Here is a 20820-nt window from a genome sequence, read left to right as displayed (position 1 = left end):
ATCTGGGGATAACAGCGATCATAAGAACGATCCGACCCCGGAACGCCCACCACGCGGCCCCCTCAACGCACTTCATCGCCAAAAGGCGCTAATCCCACCGGGAACAGCGCCTCAAGCCCTTGTTTTACCTTGCTACCTAATCCATTTGCCTACCCACGGTTTTAGAAGTGCTTCTTAGAGCAGCAACGTAGTGGAGGGGGCGGAATCGATTCTGAAGAAGCGGAGCGGTCGCCTTTATCCCCGGATTTTCCCCTTATCAGGGGAATTCATGAAAATCTGGGGATAACAGCGATCATAAGAACGATCCGCCACCGGAACGCCCACCACTGCTCCCATCCAAACTTCTAACCTCTCCGTGTTCTAGTCAATAAATCCTTCCATGACAGCCGTTGGCATCATATTGGATTGCCATGCGCCTTTGCCGTAGCCGCCGTTGTATCCTGGTGTAGCCTGAGGCTCCCAGTAGAATACACCTTTACCTTTGCCATTTGGCAGATTACGAATTTGGTTTTTCATCGCAGCAACAAAACTTTTTCCAGCTGCAGCCTGGTTATTGTCCATGCCAATTTCGGAGATGATGATCTCTTTACCATAACGGTTGATCATATCCTTGGCGTTGTTTACCGTATTTGTAACAGCGGTGTTCCAGCCGGAAGCTGAAGGATAGAGGGACATGGCGATCATGTCAAAGTTAGCTCCGTTATTAATCAGACCACCAATATTCCATACATAGAGGGCGTTATCATCCCCACCTGCCAGATGCACAATGGTTTTGGTACCGCTGCTCAGGGATTTCACTGCGTTATGGCCTGTATTCACCAGCCACGCATAGTTTTTCATGTTGGTGGATGCTTTACCATCTTCCCATAACATGCCGTTGCTTGTTTCATTACCGATCTGTACCCAGTCAGGGGTAACACCTTTGCTTTGCATCGCTGTCATAACTTCACGAGTGTGGTTCCATACCGCATCCATGAGCTGTTGGAACGTATAGTTTTTCCAGGCAGCAGGTTTGGTTTGTTGACCAGGGTCTGCCCAGGAATCGCTGTAGTGCAGGGTAAGCATTACACTCATGCCAGCATTCTTGGCACGTTGTACGAGTGTAGCCGCACGATCCTTATTCATGTAACCGTTCCCATAATCATTCGAAGGATTAACAAAGACCCGAATGCGAACGGAGTTGATTTGATAGTCGTTTTTCAAAATATCAATGATGTCACGCTGTACCCCGTTTTTATCTTTCCATTTGTAACCTTGGGCTTCCATTCCGGGAACCCAACTGATGTCAGCTCCTTTGGCGAAACTTGGTGCTGCGCTGGCATGCTGACCTGCGGGCAACATGATGGAGGTGAATAACAAAACAAAAGCCAACATGATGGATGTCTTGAAACCCCTTACATTTTTGAACATTACAAGATGCCTCCTCGGATTTAGGTTGAGTTGCATCCTAATTATAGCCATCTTGGTTTGCTCTACTAAAGGGTCCATTTCCAATATTTTGGGTGTTTTCTCAACCTCTCTACAGAAAATGAGAAAACAAAAAGCCGTCCGAAGACGGCTTTTCTACCCGTGGCGCTTTTTGAAACATTGATCCGTATCCCGCGCCTCCACCAGACTCTTTTAATTTGAGCTAGTGGATCGGGTAAGGGACACGTTCAACATGTGATTAGAAATGTTGACGCACCTCCTTTCCTTGTGGCAAGAGTATACAACACCTGGTTTCGGAAAGCTAGTCTTTTTTACGTTTTTACGCAAAATTATTTTTCAGTCTGGAACATCGTGATATCTCGTGCATAATGGCTCTTTGTTCCGTCATTGTTTCGGATGCGCACACTGTCTTCACTGATCCGCTCCACAATGCCACAACCGACCTCGCAATAGACGCCAGCCGGGTCTTCCTGCCATGCGCTTACCATACATTGGGATAGTGCAGCCGTGAAAAATTCTATATTTTTTTGTAACGTTCTAGGTTTGTTGGATTTCATTATATACTCCTTTAATCAAATATATTTGGAATGAGAACAAGCAACCGGACCAAATCACACTGTACTTCACTTTACTCTGTCTATTGACCTTTGTAAAGGGATGGAAAAAGTTGCGGCCATGAGGTATCATTTACATAAATTTTACGTAGCGTTTACACTGCGCTGACGCTTGATGTTGATTACGAATAGTACAATTATATGAGAACTTCTAACCAAGAATAGATATGCAACACATTCGGAGGCCATACATGCATAGAGACGTCAAAACAGGCAACTACGTTAATCGTGATTTGAGTTGGGTTGAATTTAATCGGCGCGTACTTCAGGAGGCCCAGGATCCAACAACGCCTCTGCTGGAACGCATGAGATTTCTCGGCATTGTCGCTAGTAATCTGGACGAGTTCGTCAGTGTAAGGGTGGCAGAGACAAAAGAGAAGATCAAGGCCGGATTCACGCAAAAAGATTTTACAGGATACACGCCTTCGGGATTGTACCGCAGATTGATCAAACGAACCGGGACCATGGTCGCCGAACAGTATAAAACGTATCGTGAACTCATTCGTCTACTAGCCAAAAAAGGCGTGAACATTCAGGAATATACAGATCTTAATGTGACACAGCAGCGCGCAATGGACCAATACTTTCATGAAATTATTTTTCCGGTACTCACACCGATGGCGATTGACCAGAGCCGTCCGTTCCCGCTGGTACACAACAAGTCTGTCTATCTGTCCGTGATGCTTCAGAAGGAAGGGGAGCAAGAGGGCGAGCCGTTTATGGCTATTGTTCAGGTGCCTTCCAATCTGCCGCGAGTAGTTCAAGCTCCCATTCGGGCGAATAGCAAAAAGAAAACATTCATACTGATTGAAGATCTTATCAAACATCATATCCATACGCTCTTCAGCGGATATATCTCGCTTGCTGCACAGGAATTCCGAGTGACCCGCAATGCGGATCTGTTTATTAATGAAGAAGAAGCGGAAGATCTGCTTGAGGCCATTGAAAAAGAATTGCGACGCAGACGCCGCGGGGCTCCTGTACGACTGGAAGTCTGTAAGGATTTTCGTCCGGATGCCTTATTGGAATTGCAGGATGAATTTGATATTCAGGACCCGGTATATGAAATTGATGGACCACTTGATCTGAGTTTTCTGGCGGGATTCGTGGACAGTCTGGAAAGTTTTTCACATCTGAAATACAGTCCGGTGAAGCCGGTCTATCCACCGGAGTTTCTGCCAAGAGAAAGTCATTTTGAGCTGCTGCGCAAACGCGATGTACTGGTGCATCATCCGTATGAATCGTTTGAACCAGTCACTGATTTTATATTGGAGGCTTCCGAAGATCCAAGAGTCCTGGCCATCAAGATGACATTATATCGGGTTAATGGCGACTCACGCCTTATTCCGGCACTTGCACTTGCGGCTGAGAGTGGTAAGCAGGTCACGGTGGTGGTGGAACTGAAAGCCCGATTTGATGAAGAGCGTAACATTGCTTGGGCTCGTAAGCTGGAGAAGGCCGGTTGTCACGTGGTTTATGGACTGGTTGGACTGAAGACCCATGCCAAAATCATTCTTGTCGTACGCAGGGAACAGCAGGGGCTGAGACGTTATGTTCATGTAGGAACCGGTAACTATAATGAGAGTACAGCCAAAGTGTATACGGACGTGGGGCTGTTCACCTCCAATCCGATTATTGGGGAAGACGCATCCGAGTTGTTCAATGAGATTACCGGATATTCCGGTCCGAAGGCATTGCAGGCATTCCGCGTAGCTCCGGATGGTATGAAGGATGAACTGTTCGCCCTGATTCGTCGAGAAACGGAGCATGCGCTGAAAGGCAAACCTTCCAGAATCATTGCCAAGATCAACTCCTTATCCCATCAGGATATGATTGATGAGTTGTACGAGGCTTCTCAAGCCGGCGTGCAGATCGACCTGATTGTGCGAGGCGTATGCTGCCTGCGTCCGGGGGTAGAGGGGCTGAGTGAGAATATTCGGGTCATTAGCATTGTGGATCGTTTTCTGGAGCATTCACGGTTGTTTTATTTTGAGAATAGCGGCAACCCGGACGTATTCATCTCCAGTGCAGACTGGATGACACGTAACCTGAATCGAAGAATTGAACTGATGTGTCCCGTATTTGATCCAGAGCTGAAGAAGATGCTGGTTGATATTCTTAATCTGTCCCTTATGGATAATGTCAAAGCCAGAGAGCTTATGCCTGGTGGCAATTATGTATTTGTAAAAAATGAAAAGCCCCCGCTGAGAAGTCAGACGGAGGCCATGGGTATTATCCCTTGGAAGCCTGCTGAATGGAGTGCGTTAACGTAACTCCCCAGGCTTCCTTCAGATCCTTGACGGCCTCTTCCAGGCCATCAAGTTCCAGTAACGGCTCAGCTGTACAGGTGAATTGCACCTGCAGCGAGTCGTTTTCTTTTGTTGCTTCAATCGCAGCGATGCTTTCGGATCGATTGATGGCTTCCGCTACGCGCAGCAGAGAGCCAATACGATGAGCATGCCGCTCATCCGAGTTTTTCAGAATGTCCCGGTGCTTATTCAGCAGCTGGGGCGTTCTTTTTTTGGGATGATAATCAGCTGCACTGGCACTTAGAATGGTCTCCCGATGAGAAAGTCCATAGATACTTGCATTCATGATCCAATAGGCCGAGTGCTGTGTATAACGGAAATAGTTAATCTGTTTACCTGCCATGTGCAGCATGGAGGATGCATACAGGATTCGGGCATCTGCTTGATCAGGAGGGGTACCTTGTAATGCAGTATACAGGGTAACCGTATCCTGATGAATCCGTTGCAGACGTTTCTCTGGAATAGGCGGACCAAAGTGGATAAAGTTGCGGATACTGTCCTTCAGCGCGTCCGGAACGACCGGCTGACCTCCAGCCATGTAATCTCGTAATAATCCGTCTCGTAGACCCGCACCACTAACCACATAACGATCTCCCTGTATTAACTGGAATACAGTTCGAAGGATCAGTACGCCGGGCACAATGATGTCTGCGCGATCTTTGGCGAGCCCAGGTACCTTTTTGCGCTGTGCTGAGGTGAGATGTGGCAAGGAGCGAGCAATGTTCTCCATCGCTTCCTCACTGATCTCATAATGATGTGTGACAGGCAGAGAATACTGGGTACGCTTCTGTTCCACTTTGGCGAGTGTACGCATTGTACCCCCAAGTCCGATGAGTGGCAGACCAGGATGCTCACGAATCCAATCCTGTCCACGGAGAGCCTCAATGACTTCGTTGCATAATGCATGTGCATTTTCCTCGGTCCACTGATCTTCGCCCCCGTAACGGGCATGTGAATTCACTGCACCAATGGGGAGGGAGATGCTATGTAACCTCTTCCGATCCCGAAAGACTGTGATCTCTGTGCTGCCGCCTCCAATATCCACGACATAACCGTCTGCCAGATCAATGGATTGAGTAACACCAAGGAACCCATAATAGGCTTCCCGATCTCCCGATACACATTCAATGGTAAGCCCCGTCTCTGTCTCCAGCCATTCAATAATCTCCAGGACATTGCTTGCATTACGAATAGCTGCTGTAGCTGCTGCGCGAATCAGCTTGGTCTGATACGCTTCACAGGTCGCTTTGAATTGACGCAAGATGGTAATGGCTTTATCCAGAGAATGGCGCAAAATGGTTCCATCGGACTCAACAACGCTGCTCAGACGAGCGGCGTATTTGTCTTCATGAATGATGCGATAGGCTGCGTCCTGATCCAGTTCATAGATAACTAGACGAATGGAGTTCGAGCCGATATCAATAATTCCTAAGGTTTCATTAGTACGTGTCATAAGCATCTCCTTCTACAGAGGTTCAACTACCCGAAGTGAAGAAGGGCAGCCATGGCTTCCGGTGAACCTGGCGGTGTGGCAGAGAAGGGCGTAGTTAACATAACAACAATGATAAAGACGATGAAACAGGCAAATATAAGACAACTCACGGCAAAGCCGCGATTACGCTTTTGCATAAACAGTCGAATACCTGTGACAAAAAGAAGTACCGTAACAGCTACCAGAACGATCGACATTGCAAAATAGGCTACGCCATAAAGTGATTTGAAAAATGCTTCCATTTGTTCTGAACGCTCCTTAGATCCTCATATTTAAGCCCTTCCAAGCCATTCCTTAGTAGCATACGACAGATTGACTTGTTTGAAAAGCAAACCGGGCGCTTGTTCCTGTTTCCGCCATCACCCCTGGGACAGGTTACATGGAAAAGGGGCCTTTGCCGTGGACAGACATCCAAGAAAGCAAGGCTTCTGTTGAGTATGTATAAGGAAGGACTATTGTTTCAAGGAAGGAGATCAACCCATGTCGAGACAACTTGCAAGCAAATGGCGGAAGACAGCGGCTCTGATGAAATACCCGGTAGCGGCTGTCCATATCCCACAGACCAAGGCATTCAACTCGGGTAATCTGCTGCAAATGCTCAGTCGTTATGGAATGGTGTATGTCAAACCTATTGTAGGAGGCGGTGGTTACGGTGTCATTCGGGTATCGGCGAGCGGTGGGGCTTATCGATACACCCATATGAAAACGACCCGTTCTTTCGCCAGTTTCAGCCAGATGTATCGCTCTCTGGTGCGTGTAAAAGCTAGACGCAAGTACTTGATCCAGCAAGGTATTCATCTGGCAACAATTCAAGGGAGACCTGTTGATTACAGAGTCAAAGTTGTCAAAACCGAACGAGGCTGGGTATTCCGTTCTTTAGTAGGACGACTCGCTCGTCCCGGACTCTGTGTGACGAATCTGAGCAAGGGTGGCACCATGTTATCAGGAAGGCGAGCTCTTGGTTTATCCCTGCCACATATATCCGGTCGGCACAAACGCCGGGAGATGCGCTCCCTTACACTGACATGTACGTACATTATGGAAAGTCAGTTCCCTGGTGTAGGTCAGCTTGGATTTGATTATGGACTGGATTATTCAGGCAAGATCTGGATTTTGGAAGTGAATACCAGACCTCAATAGAAAATGAATGGGAAAACTCAAGAAAATTCAAGAAAAACCGATAATATATAGAAGAAAACGGTATGAAAACCGTTTGAAATTTTACATTACTGGGTAATTTACTCGCAACAAGTCTTGAAACTATGAATTTATTCCAAAAAAAATACGCTGATAAACGTTCTGACAGTAGTACAAACTTCCTGTGCATAAATATTGTCCACACTATACACGTTGATTACTCTGTATTTTTTCCATTTATCAACAAACTATGCACAGGATTTCCACATAACGTTGTGGATAACAAGAACGCTTGTTCTCTATATGAATCTCTGATATGATAGTTTTGAGGAAAAAAAAGGAAAGGTTGTGGCGGGAAATGGCTATGTTATCCGATGAGATGTTGTTGGATTCCTACCATAAAGCGATTGAGTTGAATCTCGAACGAGATTTCATCGCACTGCTGTTGGCAGAAATCCATAAGCGCAAACTGGGTACCGACGTATCTGCCATTCTTCACTAGAGATCCTCATTGCAGGCAATGTTACAGGTTTCCGGACAAGTCCCATAGTGAGACAGGCCATGGCGTGCTCGTCTGACAATGGTGACAGTACATCACATGATTGCAAACGTTTTCGACTTCGTCTGCCGTGTCAGAGGAAGGTTGGAATACGTAGGGGCTGTATGGTCCGGTGTAATCATCCAATTTGCCGCATTCTAACAGTCCCTGAAGGCAGTGGGGGCAAGCCTGCTCCGGTACAACCAGACCGTTACACAGCGGGCATATATAAGACAAGGGTATCCCTCCTGATATGGATTCACTCAGGAGTAAGATACCCTTTTTTGTATCAATATATGTTATTTCCGCAAAACTAGCGTTTCATGTTACTACTGTGTCCTGGGGACAACTTGGCATCTGGATCGAAGTATACCTTCGCATTGTTAACGGCTGTTGGAGCTTCGCCGAATCCGACAGCGATCAGCTTCAGTTTACCTGGGTAGGTTGTGATATCTCCGGCAGCGAAGATTCCTGGAATAGATGTTTCCATGCGGGAATCAACAACGATGGAGTTGCTGTCAATTTCGATACCCCACTCGGCAATCGGTCCGAGAGAAGAGACAAATCCGAAGTTAACGATCACGTCATCTACTTCGATTTCCTGAGTTTCTTTGGTTTTCACATGGGAAAGGGTTACCTTGGTAATGGTGTCATCCCCATGAAGTTCCGTGATTTCGGTCGGTGTAACAACGTTCACCTTGGAATTCATCAGGTTTTCGACACTGTGCTCATGTGCACGGAACTTGTCCCGGCGATGGATCAGCGTCACTTGCTCAGCGATAGGCTCCAGCATGAGTGCCCAGTCTACCGCGGAGTCACCGCCGCCACTGATCAGTACTTTTTTGCCAGCGAAGGCATTCAGATCACTGATGAAGTAGTGCAGGTTGCTCTTCTCGAACTTGGCAGCACCTTCAAGCTCCAGGCGACGTGGTTCGAATGCACCTACGCCAGCTGTAATAATGACGGCTTTGGCATGATATTCATTCTCATCCGTCTTCACGACGAAATGTTGTTCATCCTTTTTCTCCACCGATACAACCTTTTCTTCAAGGCGGATGTTCGGGTTAAAATGGCTCATTTGCTCAACCAGGTTATTCACCAGTTCTTGAGCCGTTACTTTAGGAAATCCGGCTACATCATAGATGTATTTCTCCGGGTAAAGAGCGGCAAGCTGTCCACCAAGCTGTGGCATACTTTCAACCAGTGTAACGGATGCCTGACGCATCCCACCATAAAACGCGGCGAACAGACCCGCAGGGCCTCCACCAATAATAAGTAAATCAGTCATATCATGACTGGAATTTTGTGCAGTCAAGAATCAACAACACCTTTCATATTTTAATAGGTAGTTAACAGAAAGAATGTGCAGGCTACGTATCGTAACTGGCATTGGTGCTGAACTGTCTTTCCTATTATAAACGGTGTACTCAGGGTTGCAAAGTTAGCGGTGTCACGAATCAGAGAATAATTGATGAAGATCAGATGAGAATAGGATGAAATTGGAAATGAAAGGTTATGAAAAATAACAAAAAAAACCTTGATCTTTACTTGAAATACAGATATCCTTGACCTGTACTATGTGTTTTTTTGTCTAATTTAGAGTCAATATGTAATATGAAGACAGATCCCGTGTTTTGTAGAATCTTGTGGTTAATTTCACAACTTGAAACGATAACTTGCGTGCAAACGTATCAATTTCATAAACCCTTTAGTTGCTTCAATCAAGTCTAGATATAGATCAAAAAAGTTCAATATGTCGATATCTAGTTTCATAAAATCCATTTTTAGTGAGTTATGAAATTGATGCAAACGTTTAAATAAATTCGCGAAGTTAACATTTGTCGTCATAATGGGCAAGACCTCATCAATATTTGTAAGTATGTGCATTTTGCATCTCACCCAAGATCGGGCTGATGCAAGTGAAACCGGAAGGGGTATAGACATGAGCAGTATTCCCAAAATCGTCATCCTCGGCGCGGGCTATGGCGGGATTCTGACAGCCCAGCGGCTGCAGAAGGAATTGAACTATAACGAGGCCGACGTCACATTGGTGAACCGGCATGATTATCATTATATTACTACACATCTACATATGCCGGCAGCCGGCACGGATACCATTGAGCATGCAAGAGTACCCATTTCGAAGCTGATTGATGAGTTCAAGATTGATCTGGTCAAGTCTTCCGTGAAGGAGATTCGTCTGCAGGATCGGAAGATTATTCTGGAGGATGGCACGTTATCCTATGATTATCTAATTATTGGACTAGGCGGAGAACCCGAGACCTTCGGGATTCCGGGTATGCTCGATCACGCGATGACAATCCGCAGCATTAACTCGGTCAGACTGATTCGAGAACACATCGAATATCAATTTGCGATGTACAAAAACGATAACAAACGAAATCGTATTCGGTTTGTCGTAGGTGGAGCGGGTTTCAGTGGTGTAGAATTCGTAGCTGAACTTGCAGATCGTATTCCACAGCTGTGCAAGGAGTTCGACGTGAATCCGAAACATGTGCACATCTATAATGTAGAGGCGGCGCCTTCGGCCTTGCCTGGATTTGACCCGGAATTGGTAGAACATGCGATGAATGTGCTCAAGAAGAAGGGCGTTACTTTCAAAATTGGTGTTCCAATCAAGCAATGTCTCCCGGACGGGGTTATTGTGGGTGAGGGTGAAAAGCTCGATGCTGCTACAGTTGTATGGACCGGCGGTATTCGCGGTAACTCACTGCTTGAACAGGCAGGTCTTGAAGTGATGCGAGGACGTGTGAAAGTAGATGACTACTTGCGTGCTCCGGGGCATGAACATGTTTATGTCATTGGTGATAATTCACTTGTGTTCAACGCGGAAGGACGGCCTTATCCGCCAACAGCCCAGATTGCGATGCAGCAGGGTGTGAACTGCGCCAAGAACGTCGTGGCATCCATTCGCAAGAAACAGCCGCAACCTTTTGTATTTACGAGCAAAGGAACGGTTGCTTCATTGGGTAAAGGTGAAGCCATTGCTGTTGTAGGCGGCAAGAAATACAAGGGCTGGAAAGCGGCTCAGTTGAAGAAGCTGGTTGATCTGCGTTATCTGTTCATCATTGGTGGTATTCCGCTAGTCCTGAAGAAAGGGCGGTTTTTTGGATGAGACATTGTAGTGTTCAGGTCCGGGGACTATTAACACGTGAAGAGCTGGATCGATACAACGCCCTGATGCAGGTCGGTGGTTATCTCGAGGAACAGGATCAATATGATCTGGCCTACATTGTGCAGAAAGAAGTGGATATTCTCATTATGCCTGCGATTGAGCGGCTTAAAGAGAAGGGGCGTGACCGTGATCGGGCCACAGCCGAGTTCCTCGAATCGCTGAAAGCGGTAGATGAGGAGCAAGATTAGAGACGATATAAGTTGAACTAAAGATGTTTACACATACACTTCAATGACAGAATAACCTTTCAATCGCTGTTATCCCCAGATTTTTTTGATTCCCTTTTGTTAAAGGGAAAATCCGGTGATAAAGGCGAACGCTTCGCTTTTTCAGGTTTTTTCTGTCCTTTCCGTTTTTGTGTAAATAAATAGTTCAAACAATATAGATCTAAATCAAGCTTGAGGTAGTAGAATATTGATAGATAATAAAGCACCGCTGACAATATCCTTAAAAGGAGATGTCGCGGTGCTTTATTGTGCGTTGTGCTATTTTTACAGCTTAAGCATGTCTTCCAGTGTTCCTTCGTTCAACAGACTTCCCACATAGAACGAACCGAATTCGCCATAACGGGCGCTAACTTCATCGAAACGCATCTCATAGACAAGTTTTTTGAACTGAAGTGCATCATCCGCAAACAGCGTAACGCCCCATTCCCAATCGTCGAAACCGACAGAGCCGGTAATAATCTGTTTCACTTTACCAGCATAGCTACGACCAATCATGCCGTGACTGCGCATCATGGTGCGACGCTCGTCCATGGACAGCATGTACCAGTTGTCATTCAGCTCACGTTTTTTGTTCATCGGATAGAAGCAGATGTATTGCCGTTGTGGCAGAACAGGTTTCAGGCGGGCGATAATCTCCGGATTCTGCATCGGGTCTTCGCCTTCTTTGCCAAGGTAGTTGCTCAGTTCCACTACACTAACGTAGGAATACGACTTCGTTGTGTATTGAGCAAACATCGTTTTGTTAAACGCGTTTTCAACAGCCTTCAGATCTTCCAGCGTTTCACGCAGGTGCATCATGACGAGGTCTGCTTTTTGACCTACAACCGTATATACAACGGTACTTCCTTTGGATGAATCCTCGACTTCTTTCCATTCTTTCCAAAATTCCTGAAGCTCGTCCAGTGCTACAGCGCGTTCTTCATCATCTGCTGCTTTCCAGGCGGCCCAGTTAATCGAGCGAAAATCATGCAGGGCATACCAGCCCTCCAGTGTTGATGCGGCTTCGTTCATTGGTTGTGTTCCTCCTGCAAGGTATATTTCCAAATCCCTATAAGGGACGGGTGATTGCTTTATCGTTTACATTGTATCCCAACATGAAGCAGAAGGGCAAATGAACAGAGTATAAATATAGGGAAATTTGTCCAGAAAGTTCGTTGCTTCGCCACATTTTTTGCGGTACACTAACTACTATCCAGAAGTGAAACCTGAATGTGTGAAAGAAGAGGTGAATGTCGCCCGATGCAATTTATACCTGTGTTGGTATTGATGGTATTATTTTTCGTTATGATGTTTGGTATCGGTTTCATTCTGAACATGCTGATGAAGACCACCTGGTTTCCTTCCTATCTGTTCATCATTGTGATATTGCCTGTCGTCGTGTACTCTCTATGGGATCATTCGTCATCTCTAATGTCACATCTGGGTTCTTTCCAGCTTGTAGACTATATGACGGGCATCGCTGGACTGGCTGGTGCGATAATCAGTGGCTGGACGATCCAGAAGTTACGTTTGGGTGGGTACAGAATGTTTTAGATTGTTGGAACGAGGTAACACATGCCACTGTAATCGCGTGAAAGTCTTGTCTTTGTCGTAAACGCTTACGAGTACAAAGGGAAGGCTTTTTTGCTGTTTATTTATATTAGAAGGATTATTGTACATGTGTACTTCATATACATCTGGAGAACATTCTCTTTAGATATTCCCTTGTATTCTGCGGCTACAGCTTTTATAGTATTCTAGCGGCTCTCGACATTTTTATTTTAGAAATTTGCTGAATTCGGCGAAAACGTGAATGATGTCGACCTAGGACGAAACGGAGCGAGAACAGGCCGTCTTTTTACCTGTTTTTGAACATTTGAGGATCAGACATTTATGATAGAATAGATAAACATACATTTGGGAAAAGGAGATCAGGCTATGCGCATGAAGAATCTGCACCATTATACTGAACATCATCGCTACTGCGTATACAGGGAGTTTGGACTTAGCGCCCTGGATGACCGTATGCTTACAGGAGCATATCAGCCCATGGTAGGTGCTTTTGCGGTTGGCTTGTATCGGCTGTTGTTTCAGCATCTTCCCGGTGAACAGGTCGGTTATTCGCCGCTTGAACAGCAACGTAGACTGTTCATGACGCTTGGGCTAGAGCCAAGTGAGAAAGGGCGTAAATATCTTGTAGAACAGGCGTCCAAGCTTGAAGCGGTGGGGCTACTTCAGACTTCACGGCTATATATACCGGAAAATGATGACTACATCTACGAATATGAGCTGCAACCGCCGCTCTCTCCGGCAGAGTTTTTCCGGACACAGCATTTGACACTGCTGCTTCGTGACAAGATAGGCAAATTCGCCGTGCTTTCCCTGCGTTCCGGTTTCTCGGCAGTGGAAAATGGGGACGCGCCTTATCCGGCAGCCAATAAAGAGAATATTTCCGTTCCCTTTTACGATATATTTGAATTGAATACCCATGTTATTGATTACGAGTTGGAGCAAGCATTGTCGGAAGTATCAACTACGGCCCAGCGGACAGGCACGAATGATGCAGCGGAAGAAAACAGTTTGAACTACGCTGACATTATTTTGCGTTTTCCGCGGGAGTCGGTCAATCGCCGTCATGTAGAACAGCTGCGGTTCGATCATGAACAACTGGGCATTGTAAATTATGTAGTGAACAAGTTCAACCTCAGTGTGCAGGATGTATGCCGTCTGCTGGATGAAGATGATATCTTCAGTCCACAGGGCCAGCTGATTCTGGATGATCTTCAGCATAAAGCAAGTATGCAGTTCAGACAGACGAAGAAGCGTCATGAGCAACAGACCGTACAGGCCGCGAAGGTCGTAGCACTGAGACAGCATATGGAGGAGCCAGAGCGGAAAGAAGACTCCGGTGAACCACCTGTTGAGCATGGAGTACAGATGGAATATTACGTCGAAGTACCTCCACAATTTATGACCAAGTGTGATATTCATCAATATAATATGATGCTTCGTAATGAGCCGTATACGCGTCTGTTGCAGACGTTCTTCCCGGGCGCAGTACCGGACAATCTGATCGATATATTTGAGAAAATTGATCTGAGCTACAAGTTGCCTGGTGAAGTCATCAATGTATTGATTCATTATTTGATGGCATTACTTGTATCCGGCGGAGAGCAGCGAATTAACCGTAACTTCGTTGAGGCGATCGCCTCCAACATGTTGCTTAAACAGGTGAACTCATATGAGAAAGCTGTGCAATATATTCGTGATCAGGCCAAGGTCAAAGGCAAACAGGCTGCTGGTGCAGCTGGAACCCGTACCCGTACATACGGCAAAGGAACCAAAGCTAAGCCCGAAATTCCGATTGTACAAGACATAAGCACCGATGGGGATGCCGTATCTGAGGAAGAGTTCGAAGAGATGATGAGATTTGCCCAGCAGATGCAGGCGAGTAAGCAAAAAGGAACTTCTTAACTCCCTGACATAGAAGAAGTGCAAGTCCACTTTAACCGAAAAAATAAGATCCATTCGCCTAATTACTTTGCGAATGGATCTTTATTTTTAGATCATGCTTTTTATATTGTGGCATTTCTACACTTCAAACAGAGAATATTTTTTCTATGGATTTATTCACGGGTTAGTGGATGCTCTAATTCTGCATGACCCATTAAACTGTCAGTGGCATTTCCGTCAACAAGCAAATCAATACTGGTTACTTCATCAAACTGAAAAAAAGTTCCTTTCAAAGCATCGATCGCTAAAAGCTCGCCGCCAGACCCTAATCTTGCTTCATCTGGAATATGCACATCCAGCGTTAATTTTCCTTGATCAAAAGTAGCAGAAAGTAGATCAATATTACTCCACAATGGAATAAGTTCGGTTTGATCGCTACTTTGAAGGGCCGCATATGTCTTACTATATTTTTCGGAGTCATCTTTGAATGTAATTTCTTTCTTACGTTGCTCTACTTGTAATAGTTGATCATCTGCATAAAAAACCTCAATTTCTTGAGATTCTTCATTTTCTTCGCTCGGGTTAGTTATTGGCGCTGGTGTTGTACTTGCCGGATCGGAACCCTGCACTGGACTAGGAGAAGTAGGTTTGGTAGCACAGCCTACCGCTAGTATGCTTATGGCACAAATCGTGATAGCCCAATAGATTCTTTTTTTCATAGAAGCACATCCTCTTAAATTATTCACTACCCTATAACTTCAAATACTCTTTTATCCCATCCACAATGGCTTGTGCCGCTTTATTTAGATTGGTTTCTGACATCATGGCCTCCTCCTCAATCTGGTTACTTAAGAATCCGATTTCTAGAAGAACCGCAGGCATCGTGGTTTCTCGGATGACCTGGTAGTTTCCGTTCTTTACGCCACGATCATTAAATCTCAAGGCATTGATCAGGTTTTTATGAATGAGGGTCGCCAGTGCTTTACTACTCTCGCGTTGGTAATAATACGTTTCAGTTCCCGATATCTGAGGAGCAGCGGTTACACTGTTACCGTGTATAGATACAAACACATCTGCATTAAGATCGTTGGCAAGTTTGACACGTTCCGGTCGTGTAGGGTAGATATCCGTTTCCCGAGTCATAATTAATTCTATGTCGGGTTCCTTTTCTAAAAGAGCCTGCACTTTTAGGCCTAAAGCAAGGGCAAAATGCTTCTCATGTTTTTTGGTAAAACTTATTGTACCTGGATCACTTCCTCCATGTCCCGGATCAATAACGACTATTTTTTTGCCGCTGTTAACAGGAGTGGCAGGTGCAGGTTCATTTGTCATACTTAGATCAAGGATAAATTTACCGGCGATTGTCTGTTGTTTGTAATTCACCGAACTTATATTGTTTAATTCGATTACGATTCGAACCTGAGGCGGATCATTTTTAAAAAGAGAATAACGTATCTCAGTAATATTTGGAAATTCGTTAACATCCAACCTTCCCATGGATCCTCCAGAGGGGACTTGTCCCATATTTCCGAAGTTGGTGGATGGGAAATCTACGATAATCCGGTCAGGATTTTTTAGTGTAGATATGACTGGAGCAACTTCACGGTCTAATGAGACGACGAGTTGATTATTGGCATAAGTTATATCATGAACAAGGTTAGTGGCTGTATCATTCCCGTTAGAGGGGGAAGTTGGTTGCGATACATTATTGCTGGTTAGTGTAACAATCTTGTTTTTGTTATTCCAGCCCACTCTCAGACCCATCTCTTCACTAACAAAACGTAGAGGAACAACAACCGTATTCTTGATCATTTGTGGAGCGATATTAAGTTTGACGTTGTTGTTTTGGACTGTAGCTTGATCCTTCCCAACGGTCAAAGAAATGGCATTGGAAGCTTGTTCGATAGTTACATTTTGTGTCTTTTGATCCCATTTCACGTTAAATTTTAAATTCTCAGCGACTACTCGAATAGGAATCATAATATTGTTTCTTACATTGACAACTTCAACATCATTGGGTAAAACCAGCTCCTGGCCATCTAAAATAATTTTAGTTTGATTCGTAGCTGCATGGGTGTGCATGGGAATTAGCATGAGTAGCAGTGCACTGAAAAGTAACAGGATTATAGATTTTTTCATTTTACACCTCGGTTTTAATTTGCGTAGTACCAGACTTCTAACGGGGAAAAACCAATCACCTCCTGTTTCTTTTATGAAAACCCAAATTTACTAGAATATTCTGCTCACTAATATGAACGCTACAAACCACATGAAAGTCGTAAAGAAAATTTGTTTAATACAAAACATGGACGAGAGAACTGTTGTCAGTCAGTAGGGGATAAAGGAAGGAGAGTTGAATAATCATTTTATTTATCTAATTTTAACCACTGTTGAAATTCTTTCCGGCTAATTTTTTTTACAGGTTTAACTTTGCTGCTGGCTGTATTGTATCTAAAAAGAATCCATTGATCTGAAGGATACTCACTGATGTAATCTATATTTTTTCCGTTCTTATGCCATAAAATTAAACTGGTGCTAATATAGTTGGTTGCCCGAGGGAGATAAATAAAGCGGTCACTCTTAGTATCGTAGATTGCTAGAGTGCTTTTCTCCGTATTTCCATAAGAAAATGCAATGATGTCTTCTTTTGGTGACCAATTATAGGATGAAATGGTTTCGACATCTTGTTTACCTGCTTTTTCAAGACGTACGTTTACAATCGTGTACTTTCCTGTTTTAAAGTTCACAAGAATAAGATTGCTGCCGGCACTTTTTTCTGCTCGAATAGCAATCCATCCATTCGATGGAGATTCAGCAACACTAGTGATATTCAATAATTTAACTTCAAAATCTCCCGTTTGTAAGGTGTGCTTTTCTTTACCATGAGTAACTACAATGGTGTCAATAATGTTTTGCTCAAAATCTGCAGCAGCATCTAGCTTTAAGGTGTTCGCGGTTATCGTGATGTTGTCACCTTTCCAGACAATTTTATTTGAGCCTATCGTTTTTTCAAACCTAGGTATACTCTGGTATGTCGAGGAGTTCACAGAAGTTGATTTAGCAGCAATTGGAGCTACTGACTTATCAAGAGTATGGAACGAAGCTGATGCAGTTGATAACGTGCCCAGGCTTAAGACAATTACGCTTGATAATAAAACATTGGTGTATTTCATTATTATCTCTCCTTCATTTTGGGAAGGCGTTTACATGATGTGATTCCCTCCAGAACTACTCCAATCTTTGCTTATCATTGTTAATTTGTAAAGATATGAAATCATAGAGATGATTTGAAGACAGATTTCAAAAAGGGTGATTAGCCATTGGTCCTGTAAGTAACAAGCCTAAAAAGTTGAATACATATTTATTTTATATTTATGTGGCCTTCTGACTCTCTCTGGTGTCTAATTCATTGTAAATCAAGAGGAGGTTCTTACCATGTCAGGAGCTCATGACACAAAACCTGTTTATCCGGATAAACAGGAAAGTATCACTGACTTTGAAAACACTTATGAGTTGTATCGTCAAAGAATTTGCAAGTACTTTTCCCTGAAATTGAATCCGATGGTTGCAGATGATTTGACTCAACAGGTGTTTTTAAAAGCAGTCGAGAATCTTCACCAATTTCAAGGCAAATCAAATTTATTCACGTGGATATTCAAGATTGCTCAGAATACAGTGAAAAACGAATATCGAAGGTTATCGCGAAAAAAAGAAACGCCGTTTGATTTTACAGGATATGAATCACAGTCGATCTCCCTTGAATTTACGAAGTATGTTGATTTTCGAATTGATATCGGAATTGCGCTGAAAAAGTTAAATGAAACCGACCAGGAAATCATTGCATTACGCTTTTTTGTGGACTGCACACTGCTTGAAATTTCTAAGATCGTAGGGATGCGTGAAAGTGCAGTAAAGAACAGACTCTACAGAGCTTTGGAAAAACTTAAAAAGGAACTGAAAGAATGGGGAGGCGTTACGATCATGTCTATTCAAGATTTGATTTCAATTGTTAATAAGGGTGAAAACGAGGGATTGAATAATCAGCCCAATAAAGTACACCATGATTTGTTCAATGAACTAAGTGATCATATTGAACGAATCTCGCTAAAGTACAATTATCATCCATCGCGAAAAGTAACGATTGAAGTATATCCTGATATGCCATCGTTTCACCAAGCGGTCGGAGAAGCAGATGCTCCGAATTGGTTCATGGGTACCTATGAAGGGAGTATTCTCAAAATTGTATCTCCATTAAATCCAGGACCGGAGCATACCTATCAATCGATTCTTAAAGGTACGGTTCACTTGTTCACCATGTGGCTAATAAGTGAAATTAATCCGAAGGCTCCGAAATGGATAAGGCAAGGAATTGGTGGATATGAAGCCAAGCTGATGACTCAGGACTTTATTGATGGTACAACAGAAGAGGCTATTCACAATTTAGAGATCCCAACGTTCGAACAATTAGATAATGATAATTGGGAATTCGAAACGATGAAGGGTTTTCAGTTTTCGTTCCTATTTGTGGAGTTTGTTGTTCAACAATATGGAATAGACCAGTTAAACACATTGATCCGTAACCCTCAGGATTTTAATGGTATCTTTCAATGTTCCGAGCAGGAATTGCATCAGAAGATGGTAGAGTTTATAAGTAAGTAACCCAGACAAAAGTGTATGTTGCCCGGGGGATAAACCGGGCTTTTTTTTACGTGGTTATATCTAAGTTAAATGTACTATCAATAAATTGGGTTATTTTGTATAATACATATAAAAAGAGGTTGTCTATGAATCCTATGGATGAATGTAAATAATACATATGGAGGTAATTAAGTTTGAAAACTCACTACTATTTCAGTTGGTTTAATCATTTTTTTCCTGAGAAGCTGGTCCATTGTTTGCAAGAGGATATACAAGACAGAAAATCGCTTGTTATGATTAGTGCTGACCCGTCTGGTTATACAGATGAGCAAATTAACATGGATGATATTTCTGAATGGACCTGGTTGAATCAGGCTAACATTATTTTTGATGAATATCATTTCATTGATTACCGTATGCAGAAAGAAGATGCTCAGCGATTCATTCGAAACGCTTCTGTCATTTTTTTATGTGGTGGATATCCTGTTCTGCAGAACGATTTTTTGTTGGATTATGAACTATCGAATGCGATTAAGAATAGCAATGCCGTTATCCTGGGGGCCAGCGCCGGTGCGTTAAACATGGCAGCAAAATGGTTAAGCTTGAATAACACTGATGAACTGGAAACAAGTACTATTTATGATGGTATTGGCTTTGATCATTTTGCCTATGAATCTCATTCTCAACGCGACTACGCCACGTTTGTTCAAGGCTACCTGTTCCCCTTGTCTGAAGAGATTGATGTTTATGCGGCAGAACAGGAGAGCGCTATACGTGTAAAGGACGGCAACATAGAAACAATGGGTCCTGTATATTTAATTTCCCACTCAAAGATTCAGAAGTTGGTTGAGACGCTCTAATTAGGGTGAGTGGCTTTGACCTTACATAAGTAATCCCTTTGATGTATAAAATGTATAAAATCAAGGCTAACAGGCGAATCATCTCAGGTCTCCTTTCTATGATTGGAATACTGTTGGTAAACAGATGCAATCTAATATCCCTAGGACTTATAGTCGGCAGGGTATCGAAGTGATCAGTTGCTTATTTCAACTAGCGGACTGACAATAGGGATCGTTGCAAAAATGCTAACGATTCTTATTGGTATAGCTTTGGGGACGGTAGAGAACACGAAAATTATACTAGGATGATGAGCTCCTCATTAAGCTAACGGGCAGGATAGTTCGATTATGTAGACAGAATATTTAATATATTAACAAAATAAGGTAAATAAATGTTTATGTGGAATTAATATACAAATTTATCTTTTTGGAGGTTGTAAAATGACGTTCCCGACACATATCGTTTCTGCAGGCGGAATTGTAGAAGATGGAAATGGAAATATTCTTTTAGTAAAAGCCCATGATGATGGTTGGGTGTATCCTGGTGGGATAACCGAAGTTGGAGAAAACCTAATTGATGGCGTGCTGCGTGAAATTAAAGAAGAAAGTGGCATCGATGCGACTGTGAGTCATTTAGTTAATGTTATATCTAATACAGCTGTCCATAAGTGGTATGACGGTGTGACTGATGTCCCTACGAAGGTCATGTTTGATTTCGTGTGCAGAGTTGTTGGCGGAGAACTAACTACTTCTGATGAAACGAGCGATTGCAAGTGGGTTCCAAAGGAAAATGTTCTAGATTTCATTACTTTACCTGCAATCCGTTTACGTTATGAAGCTTATTTGAACTTTAACGGTTCTGTGAATTTTATGGATTACGTTACTACGACAACGCACGAATGTAGTCTTAATTTTCAAAGAGCATTATAGTCGTTAAGGATAGTTCATGAAGCTATCGGGAAACGTTAGC

20 protein-coding genes are annotated in these 20820 nt (G+C 43.6%); 10 read left to right on the top strand and 10 right to left on the bottom strand.

The genetic code is table 11. The features are described 5' to 3' along the window. Positions 1 to 360: 360 nt before the first annotated feature. Together BLS69_RS25610 and BLS69_RS25605 are read right to left on the bottom strand one after the other, a co-directional pair. The gene (locus BLS69_RS25610) at positions 361 to 1410 is read right to left on the bottom strand and encodes a glycoside hydrolase family 53 protein (protein WP_091037877.1); all 1050 of its coding nucleotides are present in this window, start codon (positions 1408 to 1410) and stop codon (positions 361 to 363) included. A gap of 347 nt (positions 1411 to 1757) precedes the next feature. Then, the gene (locus BLS69_RS25605; protein WP_017692425.1) at positions 1758 to 1985 is read right to left on the bottom strand and encodes a hypothetical protein; all 228 of its coding nucleotides are present in this window, start codon (positions 1983 to 1985) and stop codon (positions 1758 to 1760) included. 248 nt (positions 1986 to 2233) lie between these two features. Here BLS69_RS25605 and ppk1 point away from each other — a divergent pair, with 248 nt between their 5' ends. Further along, positions 2234 to 4315, top strand: coding sequence for a polyphosphate kinase 1 (gene ppk1 / locus BLS69_RS25600; protein ID WP_091037874.1), 2082 nt, complete (start codon positions 2234 to 2236; stop codon positions 4313 to 4315). Here ppk1 and BLS69_RS25595 read toward each other — a convergent pair. Both BLS69_RS25595 and BLS69_RS25590 read right to left on the bottom strand, forming a co-directional pair. Further along, positions 4275 to 5804 carry a Ppx/GppA phosphatase family protein gene (locus BLS69_RS25595; RefSeq protein WP_091037872.1) on the bottom strand — a complete coding sequence of 510 codons (1530 nt, stop codon included), beginning with the start codon at positions 5802 to 5804 and terminating at the stop codon, positions 4275 to 4277. The genes ppk1 and BLS69_RS25595 overlap by 41 nt on opposite strands. A 26-nt stretch (positions 5805 to 5830) precedes the next feature. Further along, on the bottom strand, positions 5831 to 6085 hold the full coding sequence (locus BLS69_RS25590; RefSeq protein ID WP_017692428.1) for a hypothetical protein: 255 nt from the start codon (positions 6083 to 6085) through the stop codon (positions 5831 to 5833). 238 nt (positions 6086 to 6323) lie between these two features. Here BLS69_RS25590 and BLS69_RS25585 point away from each other — a divergent pair, with 238 nt between their 5' ends. Next, complete coding sequence (locus BLS69_RS25585) at positions 6324 to 6983, top strand: YheC/YheD family protein (protein ID WP_091037871.1); 660 nt, start codon at positions 6324 to 6326, stop codon at positions 6981 to 6983. A 355-nt stretch (positions 6984 to 7338) separates the two neighbouring features. After that, entirely contained in the window at positions 7339 to 7482 is a 144-nt protein-coding gene (locus BLS69_RS25580) for a sporulation histidine kinase inhibitor Sda (RefSeq protein WP_017692430.1), read from the top strand. Positions 7483 to 7503: 21 nt separating this feature from the next. On the opposite strand, the gene BLS69_RS31980 is transcribed toward BLS69_RS25580, so the two are convergent. Next, positions 7504 to 7755 carry a hypothetical protein gene (locus tag BLS69_RS31980; RefSeq protein ID WP_074096361.1) on the bottom strand — a complete coding sequence of 84 codons (252 nt, stop codon included), beginning with the start codon at positions 7753 to 7755 and terminating at the stop codon, positions 7504 to 7506. A gap of 76 nt (positions 7756 to 7831) precedes the next feature. After that, complete coding sequence (locus BLS69_RS25575) at positions 7832 to 8806, bottom strand: NAD(P)/FAD-dependent oxidoreductase (protein ID WP_210437008.1); 975 nt, start codon at positions 8804 to 8806, stop codon at positions 7832 to 7834. Positions 8807 to 9460: 654 nt separating this feature from the next. Between BLS69_RS25575 and BLS69_RS25565 the strand changes: the two genes are divergently transcribed. Continuing rightward, entirely contained in the window at positions 9461 to 10654 is a 1194-nt protein-coding gene (locus tag BLS69_RS25565; protein WP_036605766.1) for an NAD(P)/FAD-dependent oxidoreductase, read from the top strand. After that, positions 10651 to 10902: a hypothetical protein gene (locus tag BLS69_RS25560; protein ID WP_091037868.1), complete on the top strand. Its 252-nt coding sequence runs from the start codon at positions 10651 to 10653 to the stop codon at positions 10900 to 10902. Before BLS69_RS25565 ends, BLS69_RS25560 begins: the two co-directional genes overlap by 4 nt. A 303-nt stretch (positions 10903 to 11205) precedes the next feature. Here BLS69_RS25560 and hemQ read toward each other — a convergent pair whose 3' ends face one another. After that, positions 11206 to 11952 carry a hydrogen peroxide-dependent heme synthase gene (gene hemQ, locus BLS69_RS25555; protein ID WP_062837936.1) on the bottom strand — a complete coding sequence of 249 codons (747 nt, stop codon included), beginning with the start codon at positions 11950 to 11952 and terminating at the stop codon, positions 11206 to 11208. Positions 11953 to 12180: 228 nt separating this feature from the next. Here hemQ and BLS69_RS25550 point away from each other — a divergent pair, with 228 nt between their 5' ends. Next, complete coding sequence (locus tag BLS69_RS25550) at positions 12181 to 12474, top strand: YuiB family protein (protein ID WP_091037866.1); 294 nt, start codon at positions 12181 to 12183, stop codon at positions 12472 to 12474. 384 nt (positions 12475 to 12858) lie between these two features. Beyond that, the gene (locus BLS69_RS25545; RefSeq protein WP_091037865.1) at positions 12859 to 14394 is read left to right on the top strand and encodes a replication initiation and membrane attachment family protein; all 1536 of its coding nucleotides are present in this window, start codon (positions 12859 to 12861) and stop codon (positions 14392 to 14394) included. Between the two features lie 152 nt (positions 14395 to 14546). Here the strand turns inward: BLS69_RS25545 and BLS69_RS25540 are convergent, their stop codons facing one another. The 3 genes from BLS69_RS25540 to BLS69_RS25530 form a co-directional block, all read right to left on the bottom strand. Further along, complete coding sequence (locus BLS69_RS25540) at positions 14547 to 15092, bottom strand: GerMN domain-containing protein (RefSeq protein WP_091037863.1); 546 nt, start codon at positions 15090 to 15092, stop codon at positions 14547 to 14549. Positions 15093 to 15123: 31 nt separating this feature from the next. Then, the gene (locus BLS69_RS25535) at positions 15124 to 16512 is read right to left on the bottom strand and encodes an N-acetylmuramoyl-L-alanine amidase family protein (protein ID WP_176873023.1); all 1389 of its coding nucleotides are present in this window, start codon (positions 16510 to 16512) and stop codon (positions 15124 to 15126) included. Between the two features lie 227 nt (positions 16513 to 16739). Further along, on the bottom strand, positions 16740 to 17546 hold the full coding sequence (locus BLS69_RS25530) for a hypothetical protein (RefSeq protein WP_091037861.1): 807 nt from the start codon (positions 17544 to 17546) through the stop codon (positions 16740 to 16742). Between the two features lie 262 nt (positions 17547 to 17808). Between BLS69_RS25530 and BLS69_RS25525 the strand changes: the two genes are divergently transcribed. The 3 genes from BLS69_RS25525 to BLS69_RS25515 all read left to right on the top strand — a co-directional run bounded on the left by BLS69_RS25525 (position 17809) and on the right by BLS69_RS25515 (position 20780). Then, a complete protein-coding gene (locus BLS69_RS25525) occupies positions 17809 to 19032 on the top strand; it encodes an RNA polymerase sigma factor (RefSeq protein WP_091037860.1) in 1224 nt (407 codons plus the stop codon). 173 nt (positions 19033 to 19205) lie between these two features. Then, positions 19206 to 19871, top strand: coding sequence for a type 1 glutamine amidotransferase family protein (locus BLS69_RS25520; RefSeq protein WP_091037858.1), 666 nt, complete (start codon positions 19206 to 19208; stop codon positions 19869 to 19871). A gap of 420 nt (positions 19872 to 20291) precedes the next feature. Next, positions 20292 to 20780, top strand: coding sequence for an NUDIX hydrolase (locus BLS69_RS25515; protein WP_091037857.1), 489 nt, complete (start codon positions 20292 to 20294; stop codon positions 20778 to 20780). Positions 20781 to 20820 lie beyond the last annotated feature (40 nt).

It is taken from the genome of Paenibacillus sp. CF095, from assembly GCF_900101225.1.
Classification (GTDB): Bacteria; Bacillota; Bacilli; order Paenibacillales; family Paenibacillaceae; genus Paenibacillus.
This window is presented reverse-complemented; position numbering and strand designations above follow the sequence as displayed.